Source organism: Pantoea sp. EKM101V, from assembly GCF_011800325.1.
GTDB classification, from domain to species: domain Bacteria; phylum Pseudomonadota; class Gammaproteobacteria; order Enterobacterales; family Enterobacteriaceae; genus Pantoea; species Pantoea anthophila.
Genome location: NZ_JAALFP010000009.1, coordinates 62,558 through 87,474, shown reverse-complemented (window position 1 = coordinate 87,474; position 24,917 = coordinate 62,558). Strand labels below are relative to the sequence as shown.

Below are 24,917 nucleotides of genomic sequence, written 5' to 3'. Positions count from 1 at the left end.
TTGCATAATGCCCGTTTCCCGGAACAGGCTAACCAGCAGGCTTTTACATGATTAATGACGTCATCACCCCAGAATTTGATGAGAACGGGCGGCCATTGCGCCGGATCCGCAGCTTTGTGCGCCGCCAGGGTCGCTTAACCAAAGGCCAGCAGCAGGCGCTGGACACCCTGTGGCCGGTCATGGGGGTGGAATATCAGCCGGAGCCGATCGATTTAGTCGCGCTGTTTGGCCGCGAGGCACCGGTGACGCTGGAGATTGGCTTTGGTATGGGCGCGTCGCTGGTCACCATGGCGCAGAACACGCCGCATCAGAACTTCCTGGGTATTGAAGTGCATGCGCCGGGCGTGGGAGCCTGTCTGGCCGCCGCGAAAGAGGCGGATGTACAGAACCTGCGGGTGATGTGTCATGACGCGGTGGAAGTGCTGGAGAAGATGATCCCGGATAACTCGCTGCGCATGGTTCAGCTCTTTTTCCCCGATCCGTGGCACAAAGCGCGTCATAACAAACGCCGTATCGTCCAGGTGCCTTTCGCCGAACTGGTGATGCGTAAACTGAAGCTGGGCGGCGTTTTCCACATGGCGACCGACTGGGAAGCCTACGCGGAGCATATGCTGGAAGTGATGAACAGCATTGATGGTTACCGTAACCAGTCAGAACAACAGAATTATGTGCCGCGTCCTGAGACGCGTCCACTGACCAAGTTTGAGCAGCGCGGGCAGCGTTTAGGCCACGGCGTATGGGATTTAATGTTTGAGAGGGTGAAATAATGGCCACACAACGCAGCCGCCGTTTACGCAAAAAACTGCACATTGATGAGTTTCAGGAGCTGGGGTTCTCGGTTGCCTGGCGCTTCCCGGAAGGCACCAGCGAAAGTGAAATTGATGAGACGCTCAACCAGTTCATCAACGAAGCGATCGATCCTAACGGTCTGGCTTTTGATGGCAGCGGTTACCTGGTGTGGGAAGGTCTGGTCTGCCTGCAGAAAACCGGCAAATGCACCGAGGAGCATCGCGCTCTGGTCCGCAAATGGCTGGAAGATCACAAGCTGCAGGATGTGCAGATGACGGAACTCTTCGACGTCTGGTGGGACTAAAGGTCAGGTCGGTCAGGCTGCTGGTCTGCCATCCCGGATGGGGCAGAACATCAGTCCGCCGGCCCGGTTTTAAGAAACACGGTGTCGGGCTGAGGCCCGATTGCTGAACGGTTCCGCACCAGATGTTAGGGAGTAGATATGATGCGTAAAGCGCTTCTTGCTGTGCTGCTGGCAGCAGCGACCCAGGCTCAGGCAGCCTATGAATGCAGCGTTAAGCCGCAGGATGATGTGGTGATTAAGCCGCAGAGCGTGCAGGTGGTCGGTGCCAACGGCAATCTTGAGATCTCGCCGCAGGGCGACGTGCAGTTCAACGGGCAGAAGGTGTCGCTGAGCACAGCGGAACGCCAGAAAGCGATCGATTACCAGAACGCGCTGCGTCGCGATCTGCCGTGGATCGACAGCGGGGCGACCTCACGTCTGGAGAAAGGACGTGCGGCACTGGATCGGGTTATCGTGGAGAAACTGGGCACCGACAGCAACGTCCGCAATCGCCTGAGCACGCTGAATGGCCAGCTGAAACAGCAGATGAACCGCATCATCGAGCACCGTGACGACGGGCTGACGTTCCACCATCAGGCGATCGATAAGGTGCGCGCGGAAGGGGAGCGGCTGGTTCAGTCGACGCTGGGCGGCGTCATGCAGGATAGCCTGAATGAGATGGGCAGTAAGCAGGGCAGTGGCGGCAGCAATCCGCTGCAGGCGATTATGGGAAATCTTGGCGGTCTGCAGCAGTCGATTCAGGCTGAGTGGAGCAAGCAGGAGCAGGATTTCCAGAACTTCGGTCACGAGGTCTGTAATCGCGTCATTTCGCTGGAAGATCAGCGTAAGCAGCTGACGGGCGCCCTGAAAAAATAGTATCACGCCTCAGCCTGCCGGGCTGAGGCGCCTTTATTACTCTTCCGCCAGAAACAGCTCCAGCAGCGAATTCAGAAACAGTTTTCCTTTCTCTGTAATCTGCCATTGATGCACGGTTTCCGTCACATAACCCGCAGCGATCGCGGCATCCATCTGCGGACGGATCGCCTGCTCTGACAGACCGGTGTAGCGGCTGAACTCGTCGCGCGGTGCTGCTTCCAGCAGGCGAAAGCGGTTCATGAAATATTCAAACGGCTTGTCGCTGTCGGCCACCTCATACTGCTTCTCGCGGTAATTTCCCTGCATGAATCCACGCGGATGACGGGTTTTCACCGTGCGTACAATGCGGCCATCCGGTTGCGTCAGCTTGCCGTGTGCGCCACAGCCGATCCCCAGATAGTCGCCGAAACGCCAGTAGTTAAGGTTGTGCTCACAGCGATAACCCGGCTTCGCGTAGGCGGAGGTTTCATACTGCTGATAACCGGCCTCCCGCAGCAGCTGATCGCCCTGTTCGAAAATGTCCCACAGCGCATCATCATCCGGCAGCACCGGCGGACGGGAACCAAACAGGGTGTTGGGTTCAATGGTCAGCTGATACCAGGAGAGGTGCGGAGGATTGAGCGCAATCGCCTGACGTAAATCGTCGAGCGCCTCTTCCAGCGACTGGTCCGGCAGGCCGTGCATCAGGTCGAGGTTGAAGCTGCGCAGCGACAGCGACTGTGCCAGCTGGGCGGCACGGGTCGCCTCGTCAGGCCCGTGAATGCGGCCGAGGCGCTGCAGCTTCTGCGGACTGAAACTCTGAACGCCAATCGAAATACGGTTAATGCCGGCGCGCTGATAGGCGCTGAAGCGATCGGCTTCCACGGTGCCCGGATTGGCCTCCATGGTCACCTCCGCATCGGGAGCCAGCGTCAGACGCGCCCGCACCCCATCCATCAGCATCTGCATCGCGCTGCTGCTCAGCAGGCTGGGGGTGCCGCCACCAATGAAGATGGTGCGCACTTCGCGGCCATGAATCAGCGGTAGATCGATCTCCAGATCGCGTAGCAGGTGCTGCACGTATTCAACGTGCGGCACCTCATCCTTCAGCGCATGGGAGTTAAAATCGCAGTAGGGACACTTCTGAACGCACCACGGAATATGGATATAGAGACTTAACGGCGGCAGATTAGGCATTACGCATCGCTTCCAGCAGCAGCGTCAATGCTTTACCCCGGTGAGAAACAGCACCTTTTTCCGCTTTGCTCAGTTCAGCGGCCGTTTTACCCAGCGCCGGAACAGAGAAAATCGGGTCATATCCAAAGCCACCGGCACCCGCAGCGGAACGGGTAATTTCCCCCTCCCAGCTGCCGTGGAACACCAGCGGCGTAGGATCGTCCGCATGACGCAGATAGACCAGCACGCAGTGGAACTGCGCCTGACGCTGACCGTCCGGCACGTTTTCCAGCGCCTGCAGCAGCTTCTCCAGATTCTGCTGATCGCTGGCATCTTCTCCGGCGTAACGCGCCGAATAGATACCAGGCGCGCCACCCAGCGCATCCACGGCCAGGCCGGAGTCGTCGGCAATCGCCGGCAGTCCGGTGATCTGCGCCGCGTGACGCGCTTTGAGAATGGCATTCTCGATAAAGGTCAGGCCGGTCTCTTCCGCCGACTCAACCCCCAGGTCACTCTGAGCGACGATATCCAGACCAAAGGCGGAGAGTAGCTCCGCCAGTTCACGCACTTTGCCGGGATTACCGGTGGCGAGCACAACTTTTTGCATAACAGTTCCAGTTTGATTCATTTACAGCAGGTACCAGAGACCCGGGAACAGGTCCATGCCGAGAAAGTTCAGGGCATACAGCACCAGGATGACGATCATCGCGGAGAAATCGATACCGCCCATGGCAGGCAGAATACGGCGAATCGGTGCCATCATCGGTTCAGTCAGCTGCACCAGCAGGTAGTCGACCGGGCCGCGACCCTGGCTGATCCAGCTCATCAGTGAGCGAATGATGATCACCCAGAAGACCAGATAACCGGCCGATTTAATCAGCGACAGCAGGCCGACCAGCAGGTTGGTCGGATCAACCGAGAACACGCCCACCTGAATCAGCAGTAAAATCGGGTATTTCAGCGTGGTCAGGACAAAGGCCAGCAGCAGCGAGGCGGTATCAATCGGCCCCAGTGCCGGAATGATGCGGCGCAGCGGCTTAACAATCGGCTGCGTGACTTTGACGACGAACTGCGCCACGGGATTATAAAAATCGCAGCGTGACCACTGCATCCAGATGCGCAGCAGCAGCACCATGACGTAGAGATCGATCAGCGTTTTTACTAAAAACGTCAGTGTTAACATGAAGTTCCTCTGTTATTTTTGTGAGTTGTGCGCATAATCGCGTGCGCCAAAAATGGCGGTGCCGATGCGCACCATCGTACTGCCTGCGGCGATGGCCGCCTCCATGTCATCGCTCATTCCCAGCGAAAGCGTATCAATATGCGGATAGTGCTGCTGCAGCTGACGGAATGCTTCCGCCATCTGCTGACACACCGCCAGCTGCTTCGTGTAGTCACTCTCCGCCGCCGGAATCGCCATTAATCCCCGCAGTCGCAGCTGCGGCAGGGCCGCTATTGCCTCTGCCAGCCCGGAAATGGCCTCCAGCATGATGCCAGATTTACTCGTCTCGTCACTGATATTTACCTGAATTAACACATTCAGCGGTGGCAGTGAGGCGGGACGCTGATCGTTGAGCCGCTGGGCAATGCGCAGACGGTCAAGGGTGTGGCACCAGGCAAAATTTTCCGCCACCAGTCGGCTTTTATTGGACTGCAACGGACCGATGAAGTGCCACTCCAGTTCCGGATGTGCGGCCAGCGCCTGAACCTTTTCAACCCCTTCCTGCACGTAATTTTCGCCAAAGGCGATCTGACCCGCGGTAAAGGCTTCTTCGACCGCGCTCGCAGGTTTGGTTTTACTGACGGCAAGCAGGGTAATTTCTTCTGGTGCGCGGCCGCAACGCGCGGCAGCGGCCGCAATGCGCTGCCGGACTTGCTGTAGGTTGTGCTGGATTGAGGTCATAGTCAGGAGACATTATGAATCTGGATGAAATGGTGGCGCTTAGTGTAAAGCATAATGCGGCCGATCTGCACCTTTGCAGCGGACATTTGCCCTACTGGCGGCGGCAGGGGAGGCTGGAGGCGATTCCGCAGCAGGGCCCGCTCTCGGCCGCCTGGATGACGGAGTTTATGGCCCGCTGGCTCAGTGAACCCCAGCGCCAGCAGCTGGCGCGTGACGGGCAGATCGATTTCGCCCTGAGCCTCGCCGACGGTCAGCGTCTGCGCGCCAGTCTGTTTATGCAGCGCAACGGCCTGTCGCTGGCGCTGCGCCTTATCTTTGCGGTCTGCCCCACGCTGGAGAGCCTGCAGCTTCCCGCCGTGGTGCCGACGCTGCTGGAGCAGCAGGATGGATTGATTCTGGTCACCGGGGCGACCGGAAGCGGCAAATCCACCACGCTGGCGGCGCTGGTGGATGCGCTGAATCGCCAGCATGCCCGCCATATCATCACGCTGGAAGATCCCATTGAATTTATCCACCACAGCCAGCAGTCGCTGATACAGCAGCGTGAAATCGGCCTGCACTGCCCCTCTTTCTCACTGGGCATCAGAGCGGCGCTGCGGGAAGATCCCGATGTGATTCTGCTGGGCGAGCTGCGCGACAGCGACACCATCCGTCAGGCGCTGACGGCGGCGGAAACGGGGCATCTGGTGCTGGCAACCCTGCACACCCGCGGCGCGGCGCAGGCGGTGGACAGGCTGGTGGATGTTTTTCCGGCGGAGGAGAAACCGCTGGTGCGAACGCAGCTGGCGGGCAGCCTGAAAGCGGTCATTGCGCAGCGGCTGGTGCCTGCCGTTGCCGGATCGCGCATCGGGCTGTTTGAGATCCTGGTTGCGACACCGGGCATCACTCATCTGATTCGTGAGGGCAAGATGCACCAGATCCCTGCTCTGTTGCAGACCGGCGCACAGGCCGGTATGCAAACCTTTGAGCAGAGCAGGCTGGCGCGTGAGGCTGCCGGACTGATCGCGTCAGGTCAGTAGTGGTTCTCGAACCAGTCCTGCAAAATGATGGCGGCCGACTGTGAATCCACCGATCCTTTACTGAGCGCACGATAACCGCCACGTTCGAAGAGACCCGCACGCGCTTCGACGGTGCTGAGGCGCTCATCCTGTAGCTCGACCCGGATGCCAAACCGACCGTGCAGGCGATTGGCAAATTTTCGCGCCCGGGCCGTTAACGGCTGTTCAGTGCCATCCATATTGAGGGGTAAACCCACCACCACGAAATCGGGCTGCCACTCTTTCAGCAGCTTTTCAATGAGCAGCCAGTCTGGCGTACCATCCTGGGCTTTCAGCGCCGCCAGGGGGCGGGCGCTGCCGGTGAGTTGCTGACCGACGGCGACACCAATGCTTTTGGTGCCGAAGTCGAAACCTAACAGTGTTTGCGTTGACATCAGGCGTGTCCGGCGTCGCTGGCCATGTTGTGAATATCGACGCCGATACTGCGCGCCGCTTCGCGCCAGCGCTCTGCGATAGGCGTCTGGAACAGGATATTGCTGTTGGCGGGGGTCGTGAGCCAGGCATTTTCCATCAGCTCATTCTCCAGCTGATCTTTTTCCCAGGCGCAGTACCCCAGCGCCACCAGCACATTTGTGGGCTGAGAGGCGGTGCCAATCGACTCCAGCACGTCACGGGATGTGGTGATGACGGTGTTGTCGGAGACACGAATGCTGGAGGTAAAAGTCCGTTGCGCTGAGTGCAGAATAAAGCCGCGATCTTCCGCCAGCGGGCCACCGGTGAAAACCGGCTTATCCAGCCTGATGGCCGGGTCGCGATCGTCAGCAGAGATTTTCAGCTTCTTCAGAATGCCTTCAACCGTCAGGTTTTCCATGGGTTTATTGATGATCAGTCCCATTGCACCTTCTTCGTTATGTTCGCAGAGATAGACCACGGAACGCTTGAAGAAAGGGTCCTGCAATGAAGGCATGGCAATCAAAAAGTGATGTTGTAAATTCATTCTCACACGATGTACCAAAAAAATAACCGGCACGCGACGGCCGCACCGGTATTGGGTTGATCACGGAGCCTCGCCCCGGCGTCTTGCTCAGCCCAGGCGTTTCTCAATGGCATCCATCAACATGCCGGTGATGGAGATCGGGAACGCAGCCTCAATTTCACGAATGCAGGTCGGGCTGGTCACGTTAACTTCAGTCAGTTTATCACCGATGATGTCGAGACCGACAAAAATCAGTCCTTTTGCTTTCAGCGTCGGGCCAACACGGCGCGCAATTTCCCAGTCGCTTTCGCTCAGTGGACGGGCTTCACCGCGCCCACCGGCGGCGAGATTGCCGCGCGTTTCACCGCCCTGCGGGATACGCGCCAGGCAGTAAGGGACCGGCTCGCCATCCACGACCAGCACACGCTTGTCACCCTCTTTGATAGCCGGGATATAGTTCTGCGCCATGCAGAAGCGGCTTTCGTGCTCGGTCAGGGTTTCCGTGATGACGCCAAAGTTAGGATCGTCCTGCTTCACGCGGAAGATAGAGGCGCCGCCCATGCCATCCAGCGGTTTCATGATGATGTCGCCATGCTCCTGCCAGAAGGCGCGCAGCTGCTCTTTGCGGCGGGTCACGAGGGTCTCAGGCGTGAATTCCGCAAACCAGGCGGTGTAGAGCTTTTCGTTACAGTCACGCAGGCTCTGCGGTTTATTCACGATCAGCGTTCCCAGCTCTTCTGCGCGCTCCAGAATGTAGGTCGCATAGATGAACTCGGTGTCGAAAGGGGGATCTTTACGCATCAGGATCACATTCAGGTCAGCCAGCGGGATCTCCTGCTCGCTGCCGAACTGATACCAGCTATCCGCATTCTGCTCAACGCTCAGCAGGCGGGTGCGGGCAGAGGCGACGCCACCGCGCATCGAGAGATCGTGCATCTCCATGTAGTGAATTTCATAACCACGGCGCTGTGCTTCCAGCAACATGGCGAAGCTGGAGTCTTTTTTAATATTGATGGACGAAATAGGGTCCATCACGATGCCAAGCTTAATCATTATTATCTCCTCGGTAAGGCGTTGATCGCCTCGTTCGGTTCGGTCTGCAGTGGGCCGAACAGTCAGGACACTATGCCTGCTCTCTCACCGCCGAAAGTATCGCTTAACCCAGGTCGCCAAACCTCACCTGAAGTGCCGTAATGGCGGTCAGCGCGGTGGTTTCGGTTCGCAGAACCCGTGGGCCAAGCAGGATGTCCGTAAAATCGTGCTGCGCCGTCATCGCAATCTCGTCCGCTGACAGGCCGCCTTCCGGGCCAATCAGCAGCCGGACCCGCTCCACAGGCTGTGGCAGCGTGTTGATACTCTGGCTGGCACGCGGATGCAGGTTGAGCTTCAGACCGCTGTCCGCTTCCGCACACCAGGCTTCCAGCGTCATCGCTTCACGAATTTCCGGCACGCGATTGCGGCCACACTGCTCGCAGGCGGCAATCGCAATTTTCTGCCACTGCTGGATCTTCTTCGCCAGACGCTCAGCATCAAGCTTTACGCCACAGCGCTCGGAAAACAAGGGTGTAATGACGTTCACGCCCAGTTCAATTGATTTCTGGATAGTGAATTCCATTTTTTCACCGCGCGACATCACCTGACCTAAATGCAGATGCAGAGGTGACTCGCGATCGTCCGGCTGGCTCTCTGTGACCGATACTTTTACACGCTTTTTATCAACATGCGTGATCTCTGCTGCAAAAGTCAGATTAGTGCCATCAAAGAGTTCCAGACGCTGGCCTGCCGTCATCCGGAGGACCCGGCCCACATGGTTGGATGCATCTTCATCCAGAGTAATTTCACTGCCGATGTTCAGAGGCGCGGCGTGATAGATGCGAGGTATGCGCATAAGGTTCCTGAGACCGGACGCCGCGCTGCAGCGGCGTCATGGGAAAAGAGCTAGTGTAGGGCAGGGATTTTAGCGCTGGCAAGCCTGCTGCACATAAGGATTGTGATTGCCCTGCACCCTGGCAATCCGCTGGTCGCGTTCGCACTCCCACGGCGTGACAGGATAGAGCTTATCCCAGGCGGTAAACAGCTGCGTCTGCTGGCGCGAAATGCGCAGATGGTACTGGTCGCGCATATAGAAATAAGTGCGGGCAATCGCGCCCCGCGCCCGCGCAGGCGGCTCCGCCTGTTTCAGTTTGAAGTCGATCTTCATCTCACACTGACCATACTGCTTCTCGCTGCCGTTCCACTGACTGTAGGCGAAGTTGCCGCGGTCGCCATTCACTTCACCCACCGCAGGCTGCAGGTTGTGCAGATCGGTTTCGATGCGGCGATAGTCGGGGTCTTTGTTGCAGTTTTTGCGGCCACCGTCCTGCCAGCACTGGCGCTGATGTCCAAACTCCCACGCAGGCATCACATGTTCCCACTCAATGCGTGCGGCGCGATTCGCATTTTTGCGCACCTGATAGCCACAGCTGTTGAGATCGGGAATGCCCTTTTTTCCCTGCCATGTAATTTTACAGCCACAGTAAAAGGAGCCCGGTGCATCGGCGTTAATCGCCGCAGCAAAGGTTTTGGCCTGCTGAAAGTTATTCTGATGATAGTTATTCAGGTTGATAGCGTCAGCGGCAGGGGCAAACAGCAACGCCACCGCCAGACTTAAAATGCGAGACATATTCCAGCTTCTGTTCAGTACAAAAAAGGGCGGCAGGTTAACAGAATGTCCAATAGGGCGGAATGGGGATTAGTCTCAGGCTGGCACAAACTCGCCCGCGGTCAGCAGGCTTCCGCAGTGCACGCAGCGATACTCACTCTCTTTGCGCACCACCCGATTGTGGCGCCGCACCGTAAGCTGGTGCTGCTGGCACTGACAGCGATAGGCAAAGGTCTTGCTGCGCACGGAAGCGATCTCAAACTGATGGGTGCGCCGCGCCGGCACGCCCAGCACCTGCTCCATCATCCACTTCCACTCTTTGCCGTGCGGCGCAACGCGACCAAACTGTTTCCAGACCAGCAGATGCGCCAGCTCATGCGGCACCACTTCATCAATAAACGCCTGCTGATTTTCCAGCAGCAGCACCGGATTAATGCGGATTTCCCAGGCGGCCAGCCAGGCCGTGCCCGCCGCCGTGCCGCGCTGCTGGTAGAGCAGGGCAGGTTCCGGGTAGTCCGTTTTCAGGGCCTGATTGGCACGCGCAAGCGACTGGCGCAGCGAGCGCATCACCGCCTGCTGCAGGGCAATAGGGAGACGAGGTGTTTTCATGGCGTTCAGGATAATCATCGCTGCCCGGGAACTCAACCTGACCCGCGAAAATGGCAGCAGCGTGGCTATAATCTGCCGCCCCGTTTCCGGCACGGCAGGCGGCGGCCACAGGGTGGTCAGACGCGGCGCGGCAGCGGCGGAAATTTCCGGATTAAATATGGTTATCGGCGTTTTTAGAATATCCTATTGATAAGGTTCACTGCAGCGTGAACCGATGAGATGCGACAGGCACAGTGTACGGACAACGCAATGAAAAATAATAACATCAGGAAGCAGCGCATTGTGCTGGTGACCGATTTAATGGCAGGTCGCGGCGGTATGGAGAATGTGACCGGTCAGCTGATTACCGCGCTGAATGCAGAGGCCGGAACGGAAGCGGGGCTGTTTATTATCAACAGCGGCGAAGAGAGCCACTCCCGTGCCTGGACCGCCAACGCTGTTTTAGCCGAGAGCGTCTGCACGCTGCGCAACAAAAAGATAAAAAATCTGATTCATACGCTGCGAATGGCCGCCTTTTTTCGCCGCTATCAGCCCGATCATGTCCTGACCCTGAATACGATTCCCTGCCTGATGACGCGCCGCGCCATCAGCCTCTCCGGCCGTAAAATCATGCTGTCGAGCTGGATGCATCTGCCCCCGCGTGAACGTTACCGTCCCCATTATCTGCTGCGGGCCGATCACCATTTCGCCATCAGCCAGCAGATTAAACAGCAGCTGGTGGATCTGGGTGCCCGCGATACAGACGTTGATGTGATCTATAACCCGGTAAAGCGCACTGAGGTGGTCATTGGCCGCCCGCAGGGGCTGAAGTTTCTCTATATCGGGCGCATCCACTTCCAGCGACAGAAACAGCTGAAAGATCTGTTTGATGCCCTGCAGCAGGTCAGCGTCCCCTGGACGCTGGAGATGGTGGGAGATGGCGAGGATCTGGCGCAGTGCCAGCACTACGCGGCGCAGCTTGGGATTGCGGATCGCATCACCTGGCATGGCTGGCAGGAGAACGCCTGGGAGTATGTCCTCCACCACATCAGACAGGTCAGCTGTCTGCTCATGACCTCCAACTTTGAGGGGTTCCCGCTGATCCTGCTGGAGGCGATGTCGCGCGGCGTCTACTGCGTCTCATCCGACTGCATCAGCGGTCCGGCGGAAATTATTCAGAACGGTCACAATGGTCAGCTCTACCCTGTCAATGACAGCATGGCGCTGGCCGCTATTCTCAACGCCATGAGCGGGGATTTCCGTTTCCCTGACCATCAGGTTATTAAAGCGAGCATCACCGGTTTTTATGAGGAAAATTATATGAAGCACCTGATGACCGTGCTTAATCGCCTTACTGAGGTTAAGCATGACGAATAAAACCGAACGCAATGGATTAACGTTACTGGTTAATTTCTCCGTGATTGCGCTCTGCCTGGCACTCTCACTGAATATGTTTGTTACCGGTCTGCCGCAAAAAATATTCTACTTCGTCTCCTATCTCTCCGTTGCCTCCATACTCTATGGCCTGGTGCGCAGACGGATCGACTTCAGGGGCGCGGGTTTTTATCTCGCGCTGTTCGCTGTTCTGGTTATCTTTGCCCTGATCCGTCTGTTCTGGGCCCTTCACGTTAAGGGGATTGAGACCGCCCCTTCAACCGATGCGATAACCAATATCGGCAACTATCTGCTGGGCGCGAAGCGGCTGTTGCTGGGCGCGTTTATTCTCCTCAGCCTGGCTATTTATGGCGATCGGGTTTCACTGACCACGCTGCGTATCGGGAAAGTGCTGATTCTGATCGGACTGCTGATTACGCTGGGCTTCGGTATTCATGAGCATCTCTACACCGCGAACATCCGCATCAAACTCACGACTGAAGCGGCGTCGATGTCCTCCTACATGATTCTGTTTATCTACTGCGCCTGGCTGTGGCTGAGTCGTTTTGAGACGCATCGCTACTGGAAGGTTGCCGATGTGGTGGTGCTGGCTGTCACCTTCGCGCTGCTCTACCTGTGTGCGACCCGCGTGACGCTGATTGCGCTGATCGCCACAGGCCTGCTGTTTGTGGTGCAGAGTTACCGGCTGTCGCTGCTCACTAACTGGCGCGTCGGCACGCTGGCGGTGGGCGTCGTGGCGCTGCTGATCCTGATGACCAGTAACCGCTGGGTGGAAGGGGTGCAGGATATTGAGAACTTTGGCTCCAACAGCTCGACCTCGCTGGGTGCACGCGTGGCGATCTGGGGCGGAGCGATGAACTTTATTGAGCATCACGGCGGCTTCGCAACGCCGGATGCGCGCACCACGGAGGCGCGTCAGTTCATCATCAAACACTATCCGCTCAATGTGGAAGGCTACACCAACGTCAAATACAACATGCACAACGAGTTTCTCGAAGTGACGACGTTACAGGGATGGCTGGGGACGCTGTCGCTGGCGCTGCTCTATCTGACGATGCTGGCGGGCTGGCTGAAGAAGTGCGATCTGCGCGGGGCGGCGCTGCCGATGCTGGCGCTGTTTATCACCGGGCTGACCGATTCGGTGCTGCCCTATAACCAGACTGCCACCATCTTTATCATGGCGCTGGCGCTCTGCTGCCTGCCGCGGCCCCGGCCGGACGTGCGGGTCACCCCGGTATGATAAGGGGCTGAACCAATAAAAAGGGCGGGGTTTCCTGAGAAACCCCGCCCTTTTTTTAGTGCTTAACGGTTAGTCGCGTGCACCGATGTCGCGCAGTTTTTTACCGGCCATCAGGTTACGTTCGATGTGTTCCAGCGAGACGTTTTTGGTTTCCGGAATCAGCATCAGCGTCAGCAGAATGAAGAACAGGTTAAGCAGCGCGTAGACCCAGAAGGTGTTGGCGTTGCCCAGGGTATTCAGCATCGTCAGGAAGGTCGCACCCACGATCATGTTGGCGATCCAGTTGGTGGTGGTCGAGACGGTGATACCGAAATCGCGGCCTTTCAGCGGCTGAATTTCAGAACAGAGTACCCAGATCAGCGGACCGGCTGACATCGCGAAGCCAACGATGAACATCAGCAGCATGCCTACCGCGAAGTACTGTGCGCCCGGCGAGGTAATGCCAAAGTGCAGCATCGTTCCCAGCACGCCCATACCGGCAGCCATCACCATAAAACCCAGAATCAGGGTCGGTTTACGGCCCCAGCGATCCACCAGGCCAATGGCAATAAAGGTCGCCAGCACGTTGACCAGACCGACGATGACCGTACCCCACATCTGCTGCGTGGTGTTGGCGAAGCCGGCAATTTCAAAGATTTTAGGTGCGTAGTACATGATGACGTTCATACCGGTAAACTGCTGCATAACCTGCAACAGAATGCCGAGGTAGACGGCACGACGGAAGTGGCTGCTGCTGGTGAACAGACCCCAGCCAGACTGCTTGATCTTCAGGCTTTCACGAATCTCATCCAGCTCACGTTTTGCCTGCTCACTGGTGTCGCGCAGACGGTCCAGTACGCGTTGTGCATCGCGGAAGTTGCCACGCGCCGCCAGCCAGCGTGGGCTGTTTGGCAGGAAGAAGACACCGATCAGCAGCAGCAGGGCAGGGATGGTGATGACGCCCAGCATCCAGCGCCAGTTGCCGGTAAAGCTGAAGGCGGTATCAGACAGGTAAGCACCCAGAATCCCGATGGTGATCATCAGCTGATAGAGCGAAATCATACTGCCGCGAATTTTTTCTGGAGCGATTTCAGAAAGATAAAGCGGGGCGGTATAAGAGGCGACACCGACTGCCAGACCCAGCAATACGCGGGCGCTGATCAGCATTTCCGGGTTTGGCGCCATCGCCGACCAGAGAGAACCGATAACGAACAGAATCGCACCGGCCATCAGGCTCTTTTTACGGCCCAGGCGGGAGGACATCCAGCCGCTGCCGATAGCCCCCACCGCAGCACCAAACATCATGGAACTGACGATCCACTCCTGCTGATGAGCGGTAACGTTGAAGTCCTTTGCGATAAACGGCAGGGCACCGGCAATCACGCCGATATCCAGACCGAACAGCAGACCCGCAAGGGCTGCCAGAAAGCAGACAAATAAGGTCATCGCCTTATTTGAAGTTCTGCTTTTGTGTGTATTGCCAGGCATTTTAGCCTCCAGGTTTATCCATCATTGTTTTTATCAATGTTAAAAAACCTTTTACGGGAAAAAAGTGAGTCTGATCACATCAGTGTAATCGCTTACACACGCTGAAACCCTGAAATTCAGCATATTTTACCCGTAAAGATTAATTAACCAGTGAGGTATAGCACTCATTAAGTTTCTGACAATGCTCTATTTATTGGCTATCAGACGACGCTGAAAATAACGCATTTTGAACAGAATAACCACGTGCGTTAAATCTTAAATGTCAGATAAACAAAGCATTTCAATTTGTAATCGTTAACATTTTGTTGTCAGAAAAAGCGCAATGAAGTGTAGCTGAGATTAGAAAACCTGCTGAGGGGCGGCGGGAAGGTCGGGCAGAAGCGTTTTATCCGGTCAGAAGGGGGCAGGCCGGGAGTGCAAAACAGAGCGCAATCTGCCCGTGCTGCACGAAGGCAAAGCCACTGAAAAGGCAATAAAAAACCCTGCCGGCGTGGCAGGGTTTCATGATCAGCCGGAAAACTTACAGGCCAGCCGCTTCACGCAGCAGGGCGGCTTTATCGGTTTTTTCCCATGGGAAATGTTCACGACCAAAGTGACCGTAAGCGGCGGTCTCTTTGTAGATAGGGTGCAGCAGATCCAGCATCTGAATCAGACCATATGGACGCAGGTCGAAGAATTCACGCACCAGCAGCGTCAGCTGTTCGGTCGCAATTTTCTCGGTGCCAAAGGTTTCCACCATGATGGAGGTCGGTTCAGCAACGCCGATCGCATAAGAGACCTGAATTTCACAACGGTCAGCCAGACCGGCTGCGACGATGTTTTTCGCGACATAACGCGCTGCATAGGCCGCAGAGCGGTCAACTTTTGACGGATCTTTACCGGAAAACGCACCGCCACCGTGACGCGCCATGCCGCCGTAGGTGTCGACGATGATTTTACGACCGGTCAGACCGCAATCGCCCATCGGGCCGCCGATCACAAAGCGGCCGGTCGGATTGATGTGATATTTGGTTGAGGCGTTCAGCCACTCGGCAGGCAGAACCGGCTTGATGATCTCTTCCATCACCGCTTCCTGCAGATCTTTCTGGCTGATGGACTCCGCGTGCTGCGTTGACAGCACGACCGCGTCGATGCCGACAATTTTGCCATCGTCATACTGGAAAGTGACCTGGCTCTTGGCATCCGGACGCAGCCACGGCAGGGTGCCGTTTTTACGCACTTCTGCCTGACGCTGAACCAGACGGTGTGCATAGGTCACCGGTGCAGGCATCAGAACGTCTGTTTCGTTGGTCGCATAACCGAACATCAGGCCCTGATCGCCCGCGCCCTGTTCCAGCGGATCGGTGCGGTCAACACCCTGATTGATATCCTGAGACTGTTTGCCAATCGCGCTCAATACGGCGCAGGAGTTGGCATCAAAGCCCATATCGGAATGAACATAGCCGATTTCGCGAACGGTGTTACGGGTGATCTCTTCGATATCGACCCAGGCGCTGGTGGTGATTTCACCACCAACCAGTACCATACCGGTTTTAACGTAGGTTTCGCAGGCCACACGCGCTTTTGGATCCTGTTCCAGGATCGCATCCAGCACGGCATCGGAAATCTGGTCGGCGATTTTATCGGGATGTCCTTCTGATACGGACTCGGACGTAAAAAGGTGTTTAGCCATTCTGTTCTTTACCTTAAATATGGTTTGAATTCGACTGCATAGCGCCAGTGAGGTTATCTGACCTGACGCCCCTTCAGGCAAAGCCGCGAGCAGTGAGGTTGTGTCAGCACAGCAGGCCAACACCGCCTGGATATTAACCTGTTTAGATGGAAAACCATCTGGACGGCTATTTTAGGATAGAGGATAAACCAATTACCAGCCCTTTTTCTGTTTCGGCATTTTACCTGTCAGCTTTATCGGCATAATTTGCTGACACTCCACGGAATTACCCGATAATCTTTTTGCTTTTTAGCGCCGTAAACGGTATAAAACGCCGCTGCTTCGCTAGCCGCAGCAAGGATGACGCCACTGTGTGCGTCGCGCCCGTCAGACACCGGTCTGGCTTTCACCCTGGTTGTTCTCCATGTGCCCCTGGCATATGCGGAGGTGATACAAGTAATGAACCACGCTTTTTCTTCTCCCGGTTCTCTGCGCTCTGGCGCAACACTGGCGCGCTCCTGCCTCCCCTCTGTTTCTCTTTCCAGCCGACAATATCTGCGATGCGGTAATTTTACCGACACGAGCGCTGGCTAATCTTTACCTCTGTTCTCAGGGCTTTGTCTCTTCTCTGCGTCCACGCAGTGGAACGAGACCGGTTATCTATGGTCAATAAAGATCGGGTAAATGTTCTCTGTTTAAACGGATCTGGCCAGGGTGTTTTACACTTAACTCATATGCGTGAAGCGCGCTGACGGCAACGTCAGGTGAACAGGACATGACGTTTAATGGGGTATCTGCGTTTCAGATTAGCGGCCATAAAGCCGGTTAACAGTTTCATCTTTCAACGGAAAATTGAGGTTCGCGATGTCTGACGACATGAAGAATATCAAAGGTTCGTCAGCTGGCGAACAGGGTGCACTCCGCTCCATGCAGGAGGTTGCAATGAATGATCAGGACGCGAGCAAAATGTTGCGGACGTACAACATCGCCTGGTGGGGCAACAACTATTACGACGTCAACGAACTGGGCCACATCAGTGTCTGCCCGGATCCGGATCGCCCGGATGTACGCGTCGATTTAGCCCGGCTGGTGAAAGAGCGCGAAGCACAGGGCCAGCGTCTGCCCGCGCTGTTCTGCTTCCCGCAGATCCTGCAACATCGTCTGCGCTCTATTAACGGCGCGTTCAAACGTGCGCGTGAATCCTACGGCTATACCGGTGACTATTTCCTGGTTTACCCGATTAAAGTCAACCAGCATAAACGCGTCATTGAATCCCTGACCCAGTGCGGTGAACCGCTGGGCCTGGAGGCTGGCTCGAAAGCGGAGCTGATGGCGGTGCTGGCACATGCGGGTCAGACCCGCACGGTGATCGTCTGTAACGGTTATAAAGACCGGGAATATATTCGTCTGGCGCTGATTGGCGAGAAGATGGGCCACAAGGTCTATCTGGTGCTGGAAAAAATGACCGAGGTGCGGCTGGTGCTGGAAGAGGCGGAGCGTCTGAACGTGGTGCCGCGTCTGGGTATCCGTGCTCGCCTGGCGTCACAGGGCTCCGGCAAGTGGCAGTCGAGCGGCGGCGAAAAGTCGAAGTTTGGCCTGTCAGCGACGCAGGTGCTGAAGCTGGTTGAGATTATGCGCGAAGCGGGCCGCATCGACAGCCTGCAGCTGCTGCATTTCCATCTTGGTTCACAGATGTCCAATATCCGCGATATCGCCACCGGTGTGCGTGAGTCGGCGCGTTTCTATGTCGAACTGGCGAAGCTGGGCGTAAACATCAAATGTTTCGACGTCGGCGGCGGTCTGGGTGTCGATTATGAAGGCACGCGCTCGCAGTCTGACTGTTCGGTCAACTATGGCCTGAATGAGTACGCTAACAACGTGATCTGGGGCATCGGGGCCGCCTGTGATGAGCACGGCCTGGAGCATCCGACGGTGATCACCGAGTCCGGTCGCGCCGTGACCGCACACCATACGGTGCTGGTTTCTAACATCATCGGCGTGGAGCGCAACGAGTTCAGCGAACCTGAAACGCCGGATGCCGATGCGCCGCGCCCGATTCTCAGCATGTGGGAAACCTGGCAGGAGATGCACGAGCCGGATACCCGCCGTTCGCTGCGTGAGTGGCTGCACGACAGCCAGATGGACCTGTTCGATATCCACACCGGCTACTCCTCCGGCACTTACGATCTTAAGCAGCGTTCATGGGCTGAGCAGCTCTATCTGAGCATCTGTCACTATATTCAGCAGCATCTCGATCCGAGCAACCGTGCGCATCGTCCGATCATCGACGAACTGCAGGAGCGAATGGCGGATAAGATCTACGTTAACTTTTCGCTGTTCCAGTCGATGCCGGATGCATGGGGTATCGATCAGCTCTTCCCGGTTCTGCCGCTGGAAGGGCTGAATAAGAAGCCGGAACGCCGCGCTGTGCTGCTCGACATCACCTGTGACTCTGACGGTACCATCGATCACTATGTGGATGGCGACGGTATCGCCACCACCATGCCGATGCCGGAATATGACCTGGATAACCCGCCGATGCTGGGCTTCTTCATGGTCGGGGCTTATCAGGAAATTCTGGGCAACATGCACAACCTGTTCGGTGACACCGAGGCGGTGGATGTCTACGCGCGCGAAAATGGCGAAGTGGAAGTGCAGCTGTCGGATGAGGGTGACACCGTGGCAGACATGCTGCGCTATGTGCAGCTTGATCCTAACCAGCTGATGTCGCTGTTCCGCAATCAGGTGCAGGCGTCCGATCTCGACGAAGAGCTTCGTGCCCAGTTCCTGGAAGAGTTTGAGAGCGGCCTCTACGGATACACCTATTTAGAAGATGAGTAATCGCATCGTTCAGCCCGCAATCGTATATTGCAGTTGCCGCTGACTATGCCGATAATCTGACTCACTCAATCCCTTCCTCGTCGGGCCTAACGACGCGGAGGGGATTTTTTTCATCTATATCTTAATGGCTTGCGGGCCTGGCCCGACTTACGCATAGAGAGAGCAATTATGTATAACACGCTTGGCAATCAGTACGACAACTCCCTGGTCTCTAACGCCTTCGGCTTCATGCGCTTTCCGCTGAACTTCCAGCCTTATGACAGCGACGCGGAGTGGGTGATTACCGGTGTACCGTTTGATGCTGCCACCTCTGGTCGTCCGGGCAGCCGCCTGGGGCCGGGCGCCATCCGCCAGATCTCCACCAACCTGGCCTGGGAAGGCTGCCGCTGGCCGTGGGATTTCGATCTGCGTCAGCGTCTGAACGTTGTCGACTGCGGCGATCTGGTTTACGCCTTCGGTGACTCACAGGATCTCTCCGATAAATTACAGGCGCACGCCGAAAAACTGCTGGCCAGCGGCAAGCGCATGATGACCTTTGGCGGCGACCACTACGTGACGCTGCCGCTGCTGCGCGCGCATGCGAAACATTTCGGCAAGATGGCGCTGGTGCACTTTGATGCCCACACCGACACCTACTCCAACGGCCCGACCTTTGACCACGGCACCATGTTCTTTACCGCGCCGAAAGAGGGGCTGATCGATCCTCAGCACTCGGTGCAGATCGGTATCCGAACTGAATTTGACCGGAGCCTGGGCTTCAACGTGCTGGATGCGGCGCAGGTCAATGACCGCAGCGTTGACGATATCCTTGCTGAAGTAAAACGCACCGTCGGCGATCTGCCGGTCTATCTCACCTTCGATATCGACTGTCTGGACCCGGCTCATGCACCTGGCACCGGCACGCCGGTCATTGGCGGCCTGACCACCGATAAAGCGACCAAACTGATCCGTGGCCTGCAGGGCATGAACATCGTGGGTATGGATCTGGTGGAAGTGGCACCGGGCTATGACCATGCAGATTTAACCGCGCTGGCCGCGGCGACGCTGGCGCTGGATATGCTGCATGTTCAGGCGGCCAACAAGGGCTGATTTGCCGCACCCCTCTGATAAGTCTGCCGGGATAATCCGGCAGGCTTTGCTGCCGTCTCCCGCCATTCCCCTCTGCGTTTTCCCCACGAATACCCTGTCTGACCGGCTGCTGGCTTCGGCCATGCGGTTCAGGCGCAACTGCACATCAGCAACTAAACTTAGTGACATCGATTTTCGACGTGGAGGCAATCATGGGCTTTCTTGATGAACTGGCGGGCTCACTGCAGGGCAGTCAGAGTGACGGGCATCTGCCCGGCCAGCTGCAGGCGGTGTGGCACTGGGTACAGGAGCAGGGCGGCATTGAAGTGCTGCTGCAAAAATTTCAGCAGGGCGGGCTGGGTGAAGTCTTTAGTTCGTGGATTGGCACCGGCAGCAATCAGCCGGTCGCGCACAGCGATATCCACTCGGCGTTTGGTCAGGCGGAACTGCAGTCACTGGCGGATAAGCTGGGAACCGACGTTAAGGGCGCAGCAGGCACGCTGGCGGTGATTCTGCCGCAGCTGATCGACAGGATGTCACCGCAGGGGCGCATGGATGAGGCGTCACTGCATGAGAATAAACTCGATTTAGGCTCAATGGTGGATCAGATATTTAAGCGCTGAATCAGCCAGAGCCGGAAGGTATCAGGCGCATCGGCCTGAAGGATGATGCGCCTGATTGTCTCTTATTTCGCGTCGGCAGCAATGCGATCGCGGATATGCTGAGCGCGCGCTTCTGAAGCCGGGTGGGAGTCAAACATTGAACTCTGACGGCCCTGTTCCAGCTTCGCCAGTTTCTCAAAGCTGGTGACCAGCCCCATCGGGTTAATGTTGCGCTTCTTCATCAGGTCATAGGAGTAGTCATCCGCCTGTGACTCCTGCGACTGGGAGAACTGCGCGTTGACCAGTTTCTCACCCAGTTCGCCCAGCTGCGACTGCGACAGCGAACCGATCACTCCGCCAACCGACGCGGCAGCCGTGCGGGCCGCAGTGGTGGCATACGCCAGCTGCATCGCTTTACGGGTGTGGCCCAGCGCAACGTGACCCATCTCATGGCCCAGTACCCCTTCGACTTCATTGTCGGTCATCATATCCATCAGTCCGCTGTAGACACGGATACAGCCGTTTGCCATCGCCCAGGCGTTGACATCTTTCGTCTGGTAAACCTTGTAGTTAGCCGGGACGCCATTGATGTTATCGCCCAGCGCGGCGGCAATCTTGTTCAGACGCTGCTGATATTCGCTGTCAGCCGGCGCGATCTGATTCTCTTTGTCCATCTGCTCACAGGACTTATCGCTCAGCTGCTTAACCTGATCGTCGCTCAGCGTGTAAGCCTGATAGGCCTGTGCGCCTGACTGCATCAGCGCGTTATTGTCCAGCCCCTGACAGCCGCTCAGCAGCGTCGCCAGTCCAAGCGCTAATACCGTTTTCTGGATTTTCATGCTCTATCCCATTCATAACAAGGTAAGAAAAACAAACACCTGAAACCGTGCCAGGTGAATAAACGTTTTGGTTATAGCCTGCCAGTCTGCACTTTGCTAGCAGAGTTGGCCGGAAAAGCCATACGAAGCGGTGACATTTAGCGTTTTACAGCATGTACTTTTGCCCCGATTTTCATGTACATTGATGGGCAACTTTTTCCTTGTTTTGCCCGGTAACTCATTAATAACAATAAGTTAAGGCGCGAAGCATTAATCCGACCTGGAGTAGAAAATGCCCTCTCGTAAAGAGCTTGCCAACGCCATTCGTGCGTTAAGTATGGATGCAGTACAGAAAGCGAAATCGGGACATCCGGGTGCCCCAATGGGTATGGCGGACATCGCTGAAGTACTCTGGCGCGGTTACCTGAACCACAACCCGACCAACCCGCAGTGGGCTGACCGCGACCGTTTCGTGCTTTCCAACGGTCACGGCTCCATGCTGATCTATAGCCTGCTGCACCTCACCGGCTACGATCTGCCGATGAGCGAACTGGAAAACTTCCGCCAGCTGCACTCAAAAACTCCAGGTCACCCGGAATATGGCTACACCGCCGGCGTTGAAACCACCACCGGTCCGCTGGGGCAGGGCATCGCTAATGCGGTCGGCTTCGCTATCGCTGAGCGCACCCTGGCCGCGCAGTTCAACCGTCCGGGTCATGACATCGTAGACCACAATACCTATGTCTTCATGGGTGATGGCTGCATGATGGAAGGCATCTCGCACGAAGTCTGCTCACTGGCGGGTACGCTGAAGCTGGGCAAACTGGTGGCCTTCTATGATGACAACGGTATCTCTATCGACGGTCACATTGATGGCTGGTTCACCGATGACACCGCTAAGCGCTTTGAAGCTTACGGCTGGCACGTTGTGCGCGGCGTTGATGGTCACGATGCGGATGCGATTGCTAAAGCGATCGACGAAGCGAAAAGCGTCAGCGACAAGCCATCACTGCTGATGTGCAAAACCGTCATCGGCTTCGGTTCGCCGAACAAAGCGGGCACCCATGATTCACACGGCGCACCGCTGGGTGATGACGAAGTGGCGCTGACCCGTAAACAGCTGGGCTGGAACCACGCACCGTTCGTTATCCCGTCAGAGATCTACGCTGAGTGGGACGCGAAAGAAGCGGGTCAGGCGAAAGAGTCCGCCTGGGATGAGAAATTCGCGGCTTACGCGCAGGCTCACCCGGAACTGGCCGCTGAGTTTAAGCGTCGCATCAGCAATGAGCTGCCTGCTAACTGGCAGGAAGAGTCTCAGAAATTTGTTGAGCAGCTGCAGGCGAACCCGGCGAAGATCGCCAGCCGTAAAGCCTCACAGAATGCGATTGAAGCCTTCGGTAAAATTCTGCCGGAATACCTGGGCGGTTCAGCTGACCTGGCGCCGAGCAACCTGACTGTCTGGTCGGGCTCTAAGCCGATCAATGAAGATGCGGCAGGTAACTACATCCATTACGGCGTGCGTGAATTCGGTATGACCGCTATTGCTAATGGCCTGGCGCTGCACGGCGGCTTCCTGCCTTATACGGCCACCTTCCTGATGTTCGTTGAGTATGCGCGTAACGCTGCGCGTATGGCGGCATTGATGAAGATCCGTCAGATCATGGTCTACACCCACGACTCCATCGGTCTGGGCGAAGATGGCCCGACGCACCAGCCGGTTGAACAGATGGCCAGCCTGCGCACCACGCCAAACATGAGCCTGTGGCGTCCGTGTGACCAGGTTGAATCTGCCGTGGCGTGGAAATACGCCATTGAACGTCAGGATGGCCCGACGGCACTGATCTTCTCCCGTCAGAACCTCGCGCAGCAGTCGCGTGACGCTGAGCAGCTGGCTAACGTGGCGCGCGGCGGTTATGTGCTGAAAGATTGCGACGGCACGCCTGAGCTGATCCTGATCGCCACCGGTTCAGAAGTTGAACTGGCTGTCGGTGCGTGGGACAAACTCACCAGCGAAGGTCGTAAGGTGCGTGTCGTCTCTATGCCTTCAACGGATGCCTTCGACAAGCAGAGCGATGCGTATCGCGAAGCCGTTCTGCCAAAAGCGGTCAGCGCACGCGTAGCTATCGAAGCGGGCATCGCAGATTACTGGTTCAAATACACAGGTCTGAATGGGGCCATCGTCGGCATGACCAGCTTCGGCGAATCAGCGCCTGCGGATCAGTTGTTTGAACTGTTTGGCTTTACCGTCGACAACGTCGTGGCGAAAGCCAAAGCGCTGCTGGCGTAAAAAACCGGTCAGGCGGGCCTGAACCCGCCTGGCGCTAAACGCAGAGGGACGACTTTTTCGTCCCTCTCGCTCTTTTATTCCTGCAGTAATAACCTGTTTTCGCCTCAATTTGTGACGCAGATCTAAATATAAGCAGTCAGATTGATCACAGTCATTCCCGTTATTCCTTCCTTCCATTATTGTAGCTGAACCGTTTCAGTCGCCAGGCAACTTGCCCTGGTTTCGGACAATGCCGGGTAAGAATCTCCTGTACAAAATGCAGTGAAACGCTCAGGCTAACGGCACGTTTTTTTCAGTCTGACGTGGCAGGAGAGAAATGACGGTACGGGTAGCAATAAATGGTTTTGGCCGGATTGGACGCAACGTTCTGCGCGCGTTATATGAAACGGGCCGGCGGGCGGAGATTACGGTGGTGGCGATCAACGAGCTGGCGGAAGCCACCGGGATGGCGCACCTGCTGAAATATGACACCAGCCATGGCCGTTTTGCTTTTGATGTGCGCCAGGAGCGCGATGTGATGTGGGTGGGGGGCGATACCCTGCGCATTCTGCACCGTGCAGAGATTGCCGATCTGCCGTGGCGTGAACTCGACGTTGATGTGGTACTGGACTGCACCGGCGTTTACGGTTCGCGCGCGGATGGCGAAGCGCATCTTCAGGCGGGTGCCAAAAAAGTGCTGTTCTCTCATCCCGGCGGAAACGATCTCGACGCGACCGTGGTGTATGGCGTTAATCAGCAGGATCTGAGCGCCAGCGACCGAATCGTCTCCAATGCCTCCTGTACCACCAACTGCATTATACCGGTGATTAAACTGCTGGATGATGCGTTTGGCATCGAATCCGGCACCGTCACCACGATTCACTCGGCGATGCACGATCAGCAGGTGATCGACGCTTATCACAGCGATCTGCGCCGCACCCGTGCAGCCAGCCAGTCGATCATTCCGGTCGACACCCGGCTGGCGGCGGGCATCACCCGCATTTTTCCGAAATTCAACGATCGCTTTGAGGCGATAGCGGTTCGCGTCCCGACGATCAACGTGACGGCTATTGATCTCAGCGTTTCTGTTCGTCAGGCAGTGAAGGCGTGCGAGGTTAACACCCTGTTGCAAAGCGCGGCAGAGGGGGCATTTCGTGGTATAGTTGACTATACGGAATTACCGTTAGTCTCAGTAGATTTTAACCATGATCCGCACAGCGCCATTGTGGACGGAACGCAAACGCGGGTCAGCGGTCAACACCTTATCAAGACCCTGGTCTGGTGTGACAACGAATGGGGCTTTGCTAACCGAATGCTCGACACGACGTTAGCCATGGCCGCAAGCGGTTTCAGGTAAGAC

24 protein-coding genes are annotated in these 24,917 nt (G+C 56.7%); 11 read left to right on the top strand and 13 right to left on the bottom strand.

Annotation, left to right across the window (positions count from 1 at the left end; translation table 11 throughout):
• The first annotated feature begins 47 nt into the window (after nt 1-47).
• The 3 genes from trmB (at nt 48) to HFD92_RS15065 (ending at nt 1,948) form a co-directional block, all read left to right on the top strand.
• On the top strand, nt 48-767 hold the full coding sequence (trmB, locus tag HFD92_RS15075; RefSeq protein ID WP_046102515.1) for a tRNA (guanosine(46)-N7)-methyltransferase TrmB: 720 nt from the start codon (nt 48-50) through the stop codon (nt 765-767).
• The gene (locus tag HFD92_RS15070; protein WP_009087152.1) at nt 767-1,093 is read left to right on the top strand and encodes a YggL family protein; all 327 of its coding nucleotides are present in this window, start codon (nt 767-769) and stop codon (nt 1,091-1,093) included. The genes trmB and HFD92_RS15070 overlap by 1 nt, the downstream gene beginning before the upstream one ends.
• Nucleotides 1,094-1,231: 138 nt before the next feature.
• Entirely contained in the window at nt 1,232-1,948 is a 717-nt protein-coding gene (locus HFD92_RS15065; protein ID WP_009087151.1) for a DUF2884 domain-containing protein, read from the top strand.
• Nucleotides 1,949-1,984: 36 nt separating this feature from the next.
• Here the strand turns inward: HFD92_RS15065 and hemW are convergent, their stop codons facing one another.
• Genes hemW through HFD92_RS15045 form a run of 4 tightly spaced genes read right to left on the bottom strand, consistent with a single transcriptional unit; the run spans nt 1,985 to nt 5,006 of the window.
• On the bottom strand, nt 1,985-3,124 hold the full coding sequence (gene hemW / locus HFD92_RS15060) for a radical SAM family heme chaperone HemW (protein ID WP_167429192.1): 1,140 nt from the start codon (nt 3,122-3,124) through the stop codon (nt 1,985-1,987).
• Nucleotides 3,117-3,710, bottom strand: coding sequence for an XTP/dITP diphosphatase (locus HFD92_RS15055; RefSeq protein ID WP_009087148.1), 594 nt, complete (start codon nt 3,708-3,710; stop codon nt 3,117-3,119). The genes hemW and HFD92_RS15055 overlap by 8 nt, the downstream gene beginning before the upstream one ends.
• A gap of 21 nt (nt 3,711-3,731) precedes the next feature.
• Complete coding sequence (locus HFD92_RS15050) at nt 3,732-4,286, bottom strand: YggT family protein (protein WP_009087146.1); 555 nt, start codon at nt 4,284-4,286, stop codon at nt 3,732-3,734.
• Between the two features lie 12 nt (nt 4,287-4,298).
• Entirely contained in the window at nt 4,299-5,006 is a 708-nt protein-coding gene (locus tag HFD92_RS15045) for a YggS family pyridoxal phosphate-dependent enzyme (protein ID WP_167429191.1), read from the bottom strand.
• 14 nt (nt 5,007-5,020) lie between these two features.
• Here HFD92_RS15045 and HFD92_RS15040 point away from each other — a divergent pair, with 14 nt between their 5' ends.
• Nucleotides 5,021-6,025, top strand: coding sequence for a type IV pilus twitching motility protein PilT (locus HFD92_RS15040; RefSeq protein ID WP_009087143.1), 1,005 nt, complete (start codon nt 5,021-5,023; stop codon nt 6,023-6,025).
• Here the strand turns inward: HFD92_RS15040 and ruvX are convergent.
• From ruvX to HFD92_RS15010, 6 genes are all read right to left on the bottom strand, one after another.
• The gene (gene ruvX, locus HFD92_RS15035) at nt 6,019-6,438 is read right to left on the bottom strand and encodes a Holliday junction resolvase RuvX (protein WP_009087141.1); all 420 of its coding nucleotides are present in this window, start codon (nt 6,436-6,438) and stop codon (nt 6,019-6,021) included. The two genes, HFD92_RS15040 and ruvX, sit on opposite strands and share 7 nt — an antisense overlap.
• The gene (locus HFD92_RS15030) at nt 6,438-7,001 is read right to left on the bottom strand and encodes a YqgE/AlgH family protein (protein ID WP_009087140.1); all 564 of its coding nucleotides are present in this window, start codon (nt 6,999-7,001) and stop codon (nt 6,438-6,440) included. The genes ruvX and HFD92_RS15030 overlap by 1 nt, the downstream gene beginning before the upstream one ends.
• Before the next feature lie 87 nt (nt 7,002-7,088).
• A complete protein-coding gene (gene gshB / locus HFD92_RS15025; RefSeq protein WP_046102511.1) occupies nt 7,089-8,033 on the bottom strand; it encodes a glutathione synthase in 945 nt (314 codons plus the stop codon).
• Nucleotides 8,034-8,136: 103 nt separating this feature from the next.
• Nucleotides 8,137-8,868, bottom strand: a complete 732-nt coding sequence (rsmE, locus tag HFD92_RS15020; RefSeq protein WP_009087137.1) for a 16S rRNA (uracil(1498)-N(3))-methyltransferase — start codon at nt 8,866-8,868, stop codon at nt 8,137-8,139.
• A gap of 69 nt (nt 8,869-8,937) precedes the next feature.
• Nucleotides 8,938-9,642 (bottom strand): deoxyribonuclease I, encoded by a 705-nt coding sequence (endA, locus tag HFD92_RS15015; protein ID WP_009087136.1) that lies wholly within the window; start codon nt 9,640-9,642, stop codon nt 8,938-8,940.
• A 75-nt stretch (nt 9,643-9,717) separates the two neighbouring features.
• On the bottom strand, nt 9,718-10,230 hold the full coding sequence (locus tag HFD92_RS15010; protein ID WP_009087135.1) for a SprT family zinc-dependent metalloprotease: 513 nt from the start codon (nt 10,228-10,230) through the stop codon (nt 9,718-9,720).
• A 249-nt stretch (nt 10,231-10,479) separates the two neighbouring features.
• Here HFD92_RS15010 and HFD92_RS15005 point away from each other — a divergent pair, with 249 nt between their 5' ends.
• Together HFD92_RS15005 and HFD92_RS15000 are read left to right on the top strand one after the other, a co-directional pair.
• Nucleotides 10,480-11,586, top strand: a complete 1,107-nt coding sequence (locus HFD92_RS15005; protein ID WP_009087134.1) for a glycosyltransferase — start codon at nt 10,480-10,482, stop codon at nt 11,584-11,586.
• Nucleotides 11,576-12,844: an O-antigen ligase gene (locus HFD92_RS15000; protein ID WP_167429190.1), complete on the top strand. Its 1,269-nt coding sequence runs from the start codon at nt 11,576-11,578 to the stop codon at nt 12,842-12,844. Before HFD92_RS15005 ends, HFD92_RS15000 begins: the two co-directional genes overlap by 11 nt.
• A 69-nt stretch (nt 12,845-12,913) precedes the next feature.
• Here HFD92_RS15000 and HFD92_RS14995 read toward each other — a convergent pair whose 3' ends face one another.
• Together HFD92_RS14995 and metK are read right to left on the bottom strand one after the other, a co-directional pair.
• Nucleotides 12,914-14,311, bottom strand: coding sequence for a sugar porter family MFS transporter (locus tag HFD92_RS14995; protein ID WP_009087132.1), 1,398 nt, complete (start codon nt 14,309-14,311; stop codon nt 12,914-12,916).
• 520 nt (nt 14,312-14,831) lie between these two features.
• Entirely contained in the window at nt 14,832-15,983 is a 1,152-nt protein-coding gene (metK, locus tag HFD92_RS14990) for a methionine adenosyltransferase (RefSeq protein WP_058958123.1), read from the bottom strand.
• Nucleotides 15,984-16,826: 843 nt separating this feature from the next.
• On the opposite strand from metK, the gene speA reads away from it, so the two are divergent.
• The 3 genes from speA to HFD92_RS14975 all read left to right on the top strand — a co-directional run bounded on the left by speA (nt 16,827) and on the right by HFD92_RS14975 (nt 20,494).
• Nucleotides 16,827-18,803, top strand: a complete 1,977-nt coding sequence (gene speA, locus HFD92_RS14985; RefSeq protein ID WP_009087130.1) for a biosynthetic arginine decarboxylase — start codon at nt 16,827-16,829, stop codon at nt 18,801-18,803.
• A 168-nt stretch (nt 18,804-18,971) separates the two neighbouring features.
• A complete protein-coding gene (speB, locus tag HFD92_RS14980; protein ID WP_009087129.1) occupies nt 18,972-19,892 on the top strand; it encodes an agmatinase in 921 nt (306 codons plus the stop codon).
• Between the two features lie 191 nt (nt 19,893-20,083).
• Entirely contained in the window at nt 20,084-20,494 is a 411-nt protein-coding gene (locus tag HFD92_RS14975) for a YidB family protein (protein ID WP_009087128.1), read from the top strand.
• A gap of 62 nt (nt 20,495-20,556) precedes the next feature.
• Here HFD92_RS14975 and HFD92_RS14970 read toward each other — a convergent pair whose 3' ends face one another.
• On the bottom strand, nt 20,557-21,312 hold the full coding sequence (locus tag HFD92_RS14970) for a M48 family metallopeptidase (RefSeq protein ID WP_046102507.1): 756 nt from the start codon (nt 21,310-21,312) through the stop codon (nt 20,557-20,559).
• A 271-nt stretch (nt 21,313-21,583) separates the two neighbouring features.
• Here HFD92_RS14970 and tkt point away from each other — a divergent pair, with 271 nt between their 5' ends.
• Nucleotides 21,584-23,578, top strand: a complete 1,995-nt coding sequence (tkt, locus tag HFD92_RS14965) for a transketolase (protein ID WP_046102506.1) — start codon at nt 21,584-21,586, stop codon at nt 23,576-23,578.
• 316 nt (nt 23,579-23,894) lie between these two features.
• Nucleotides 23,895-24,914: an erythrose-4-phosphate dehydrogenase gene (gene epd, locus HFD92_RS14960; protein WP_009087123.1), complete on the top strand. Its 1,020-nt coding sequence runs from the start codon at nt 23,895-23,897 to the stop codon at nt 24,912-24,914.
• Nucleotides 24,915-24,917: the final 3 nt, after the last annotated feature.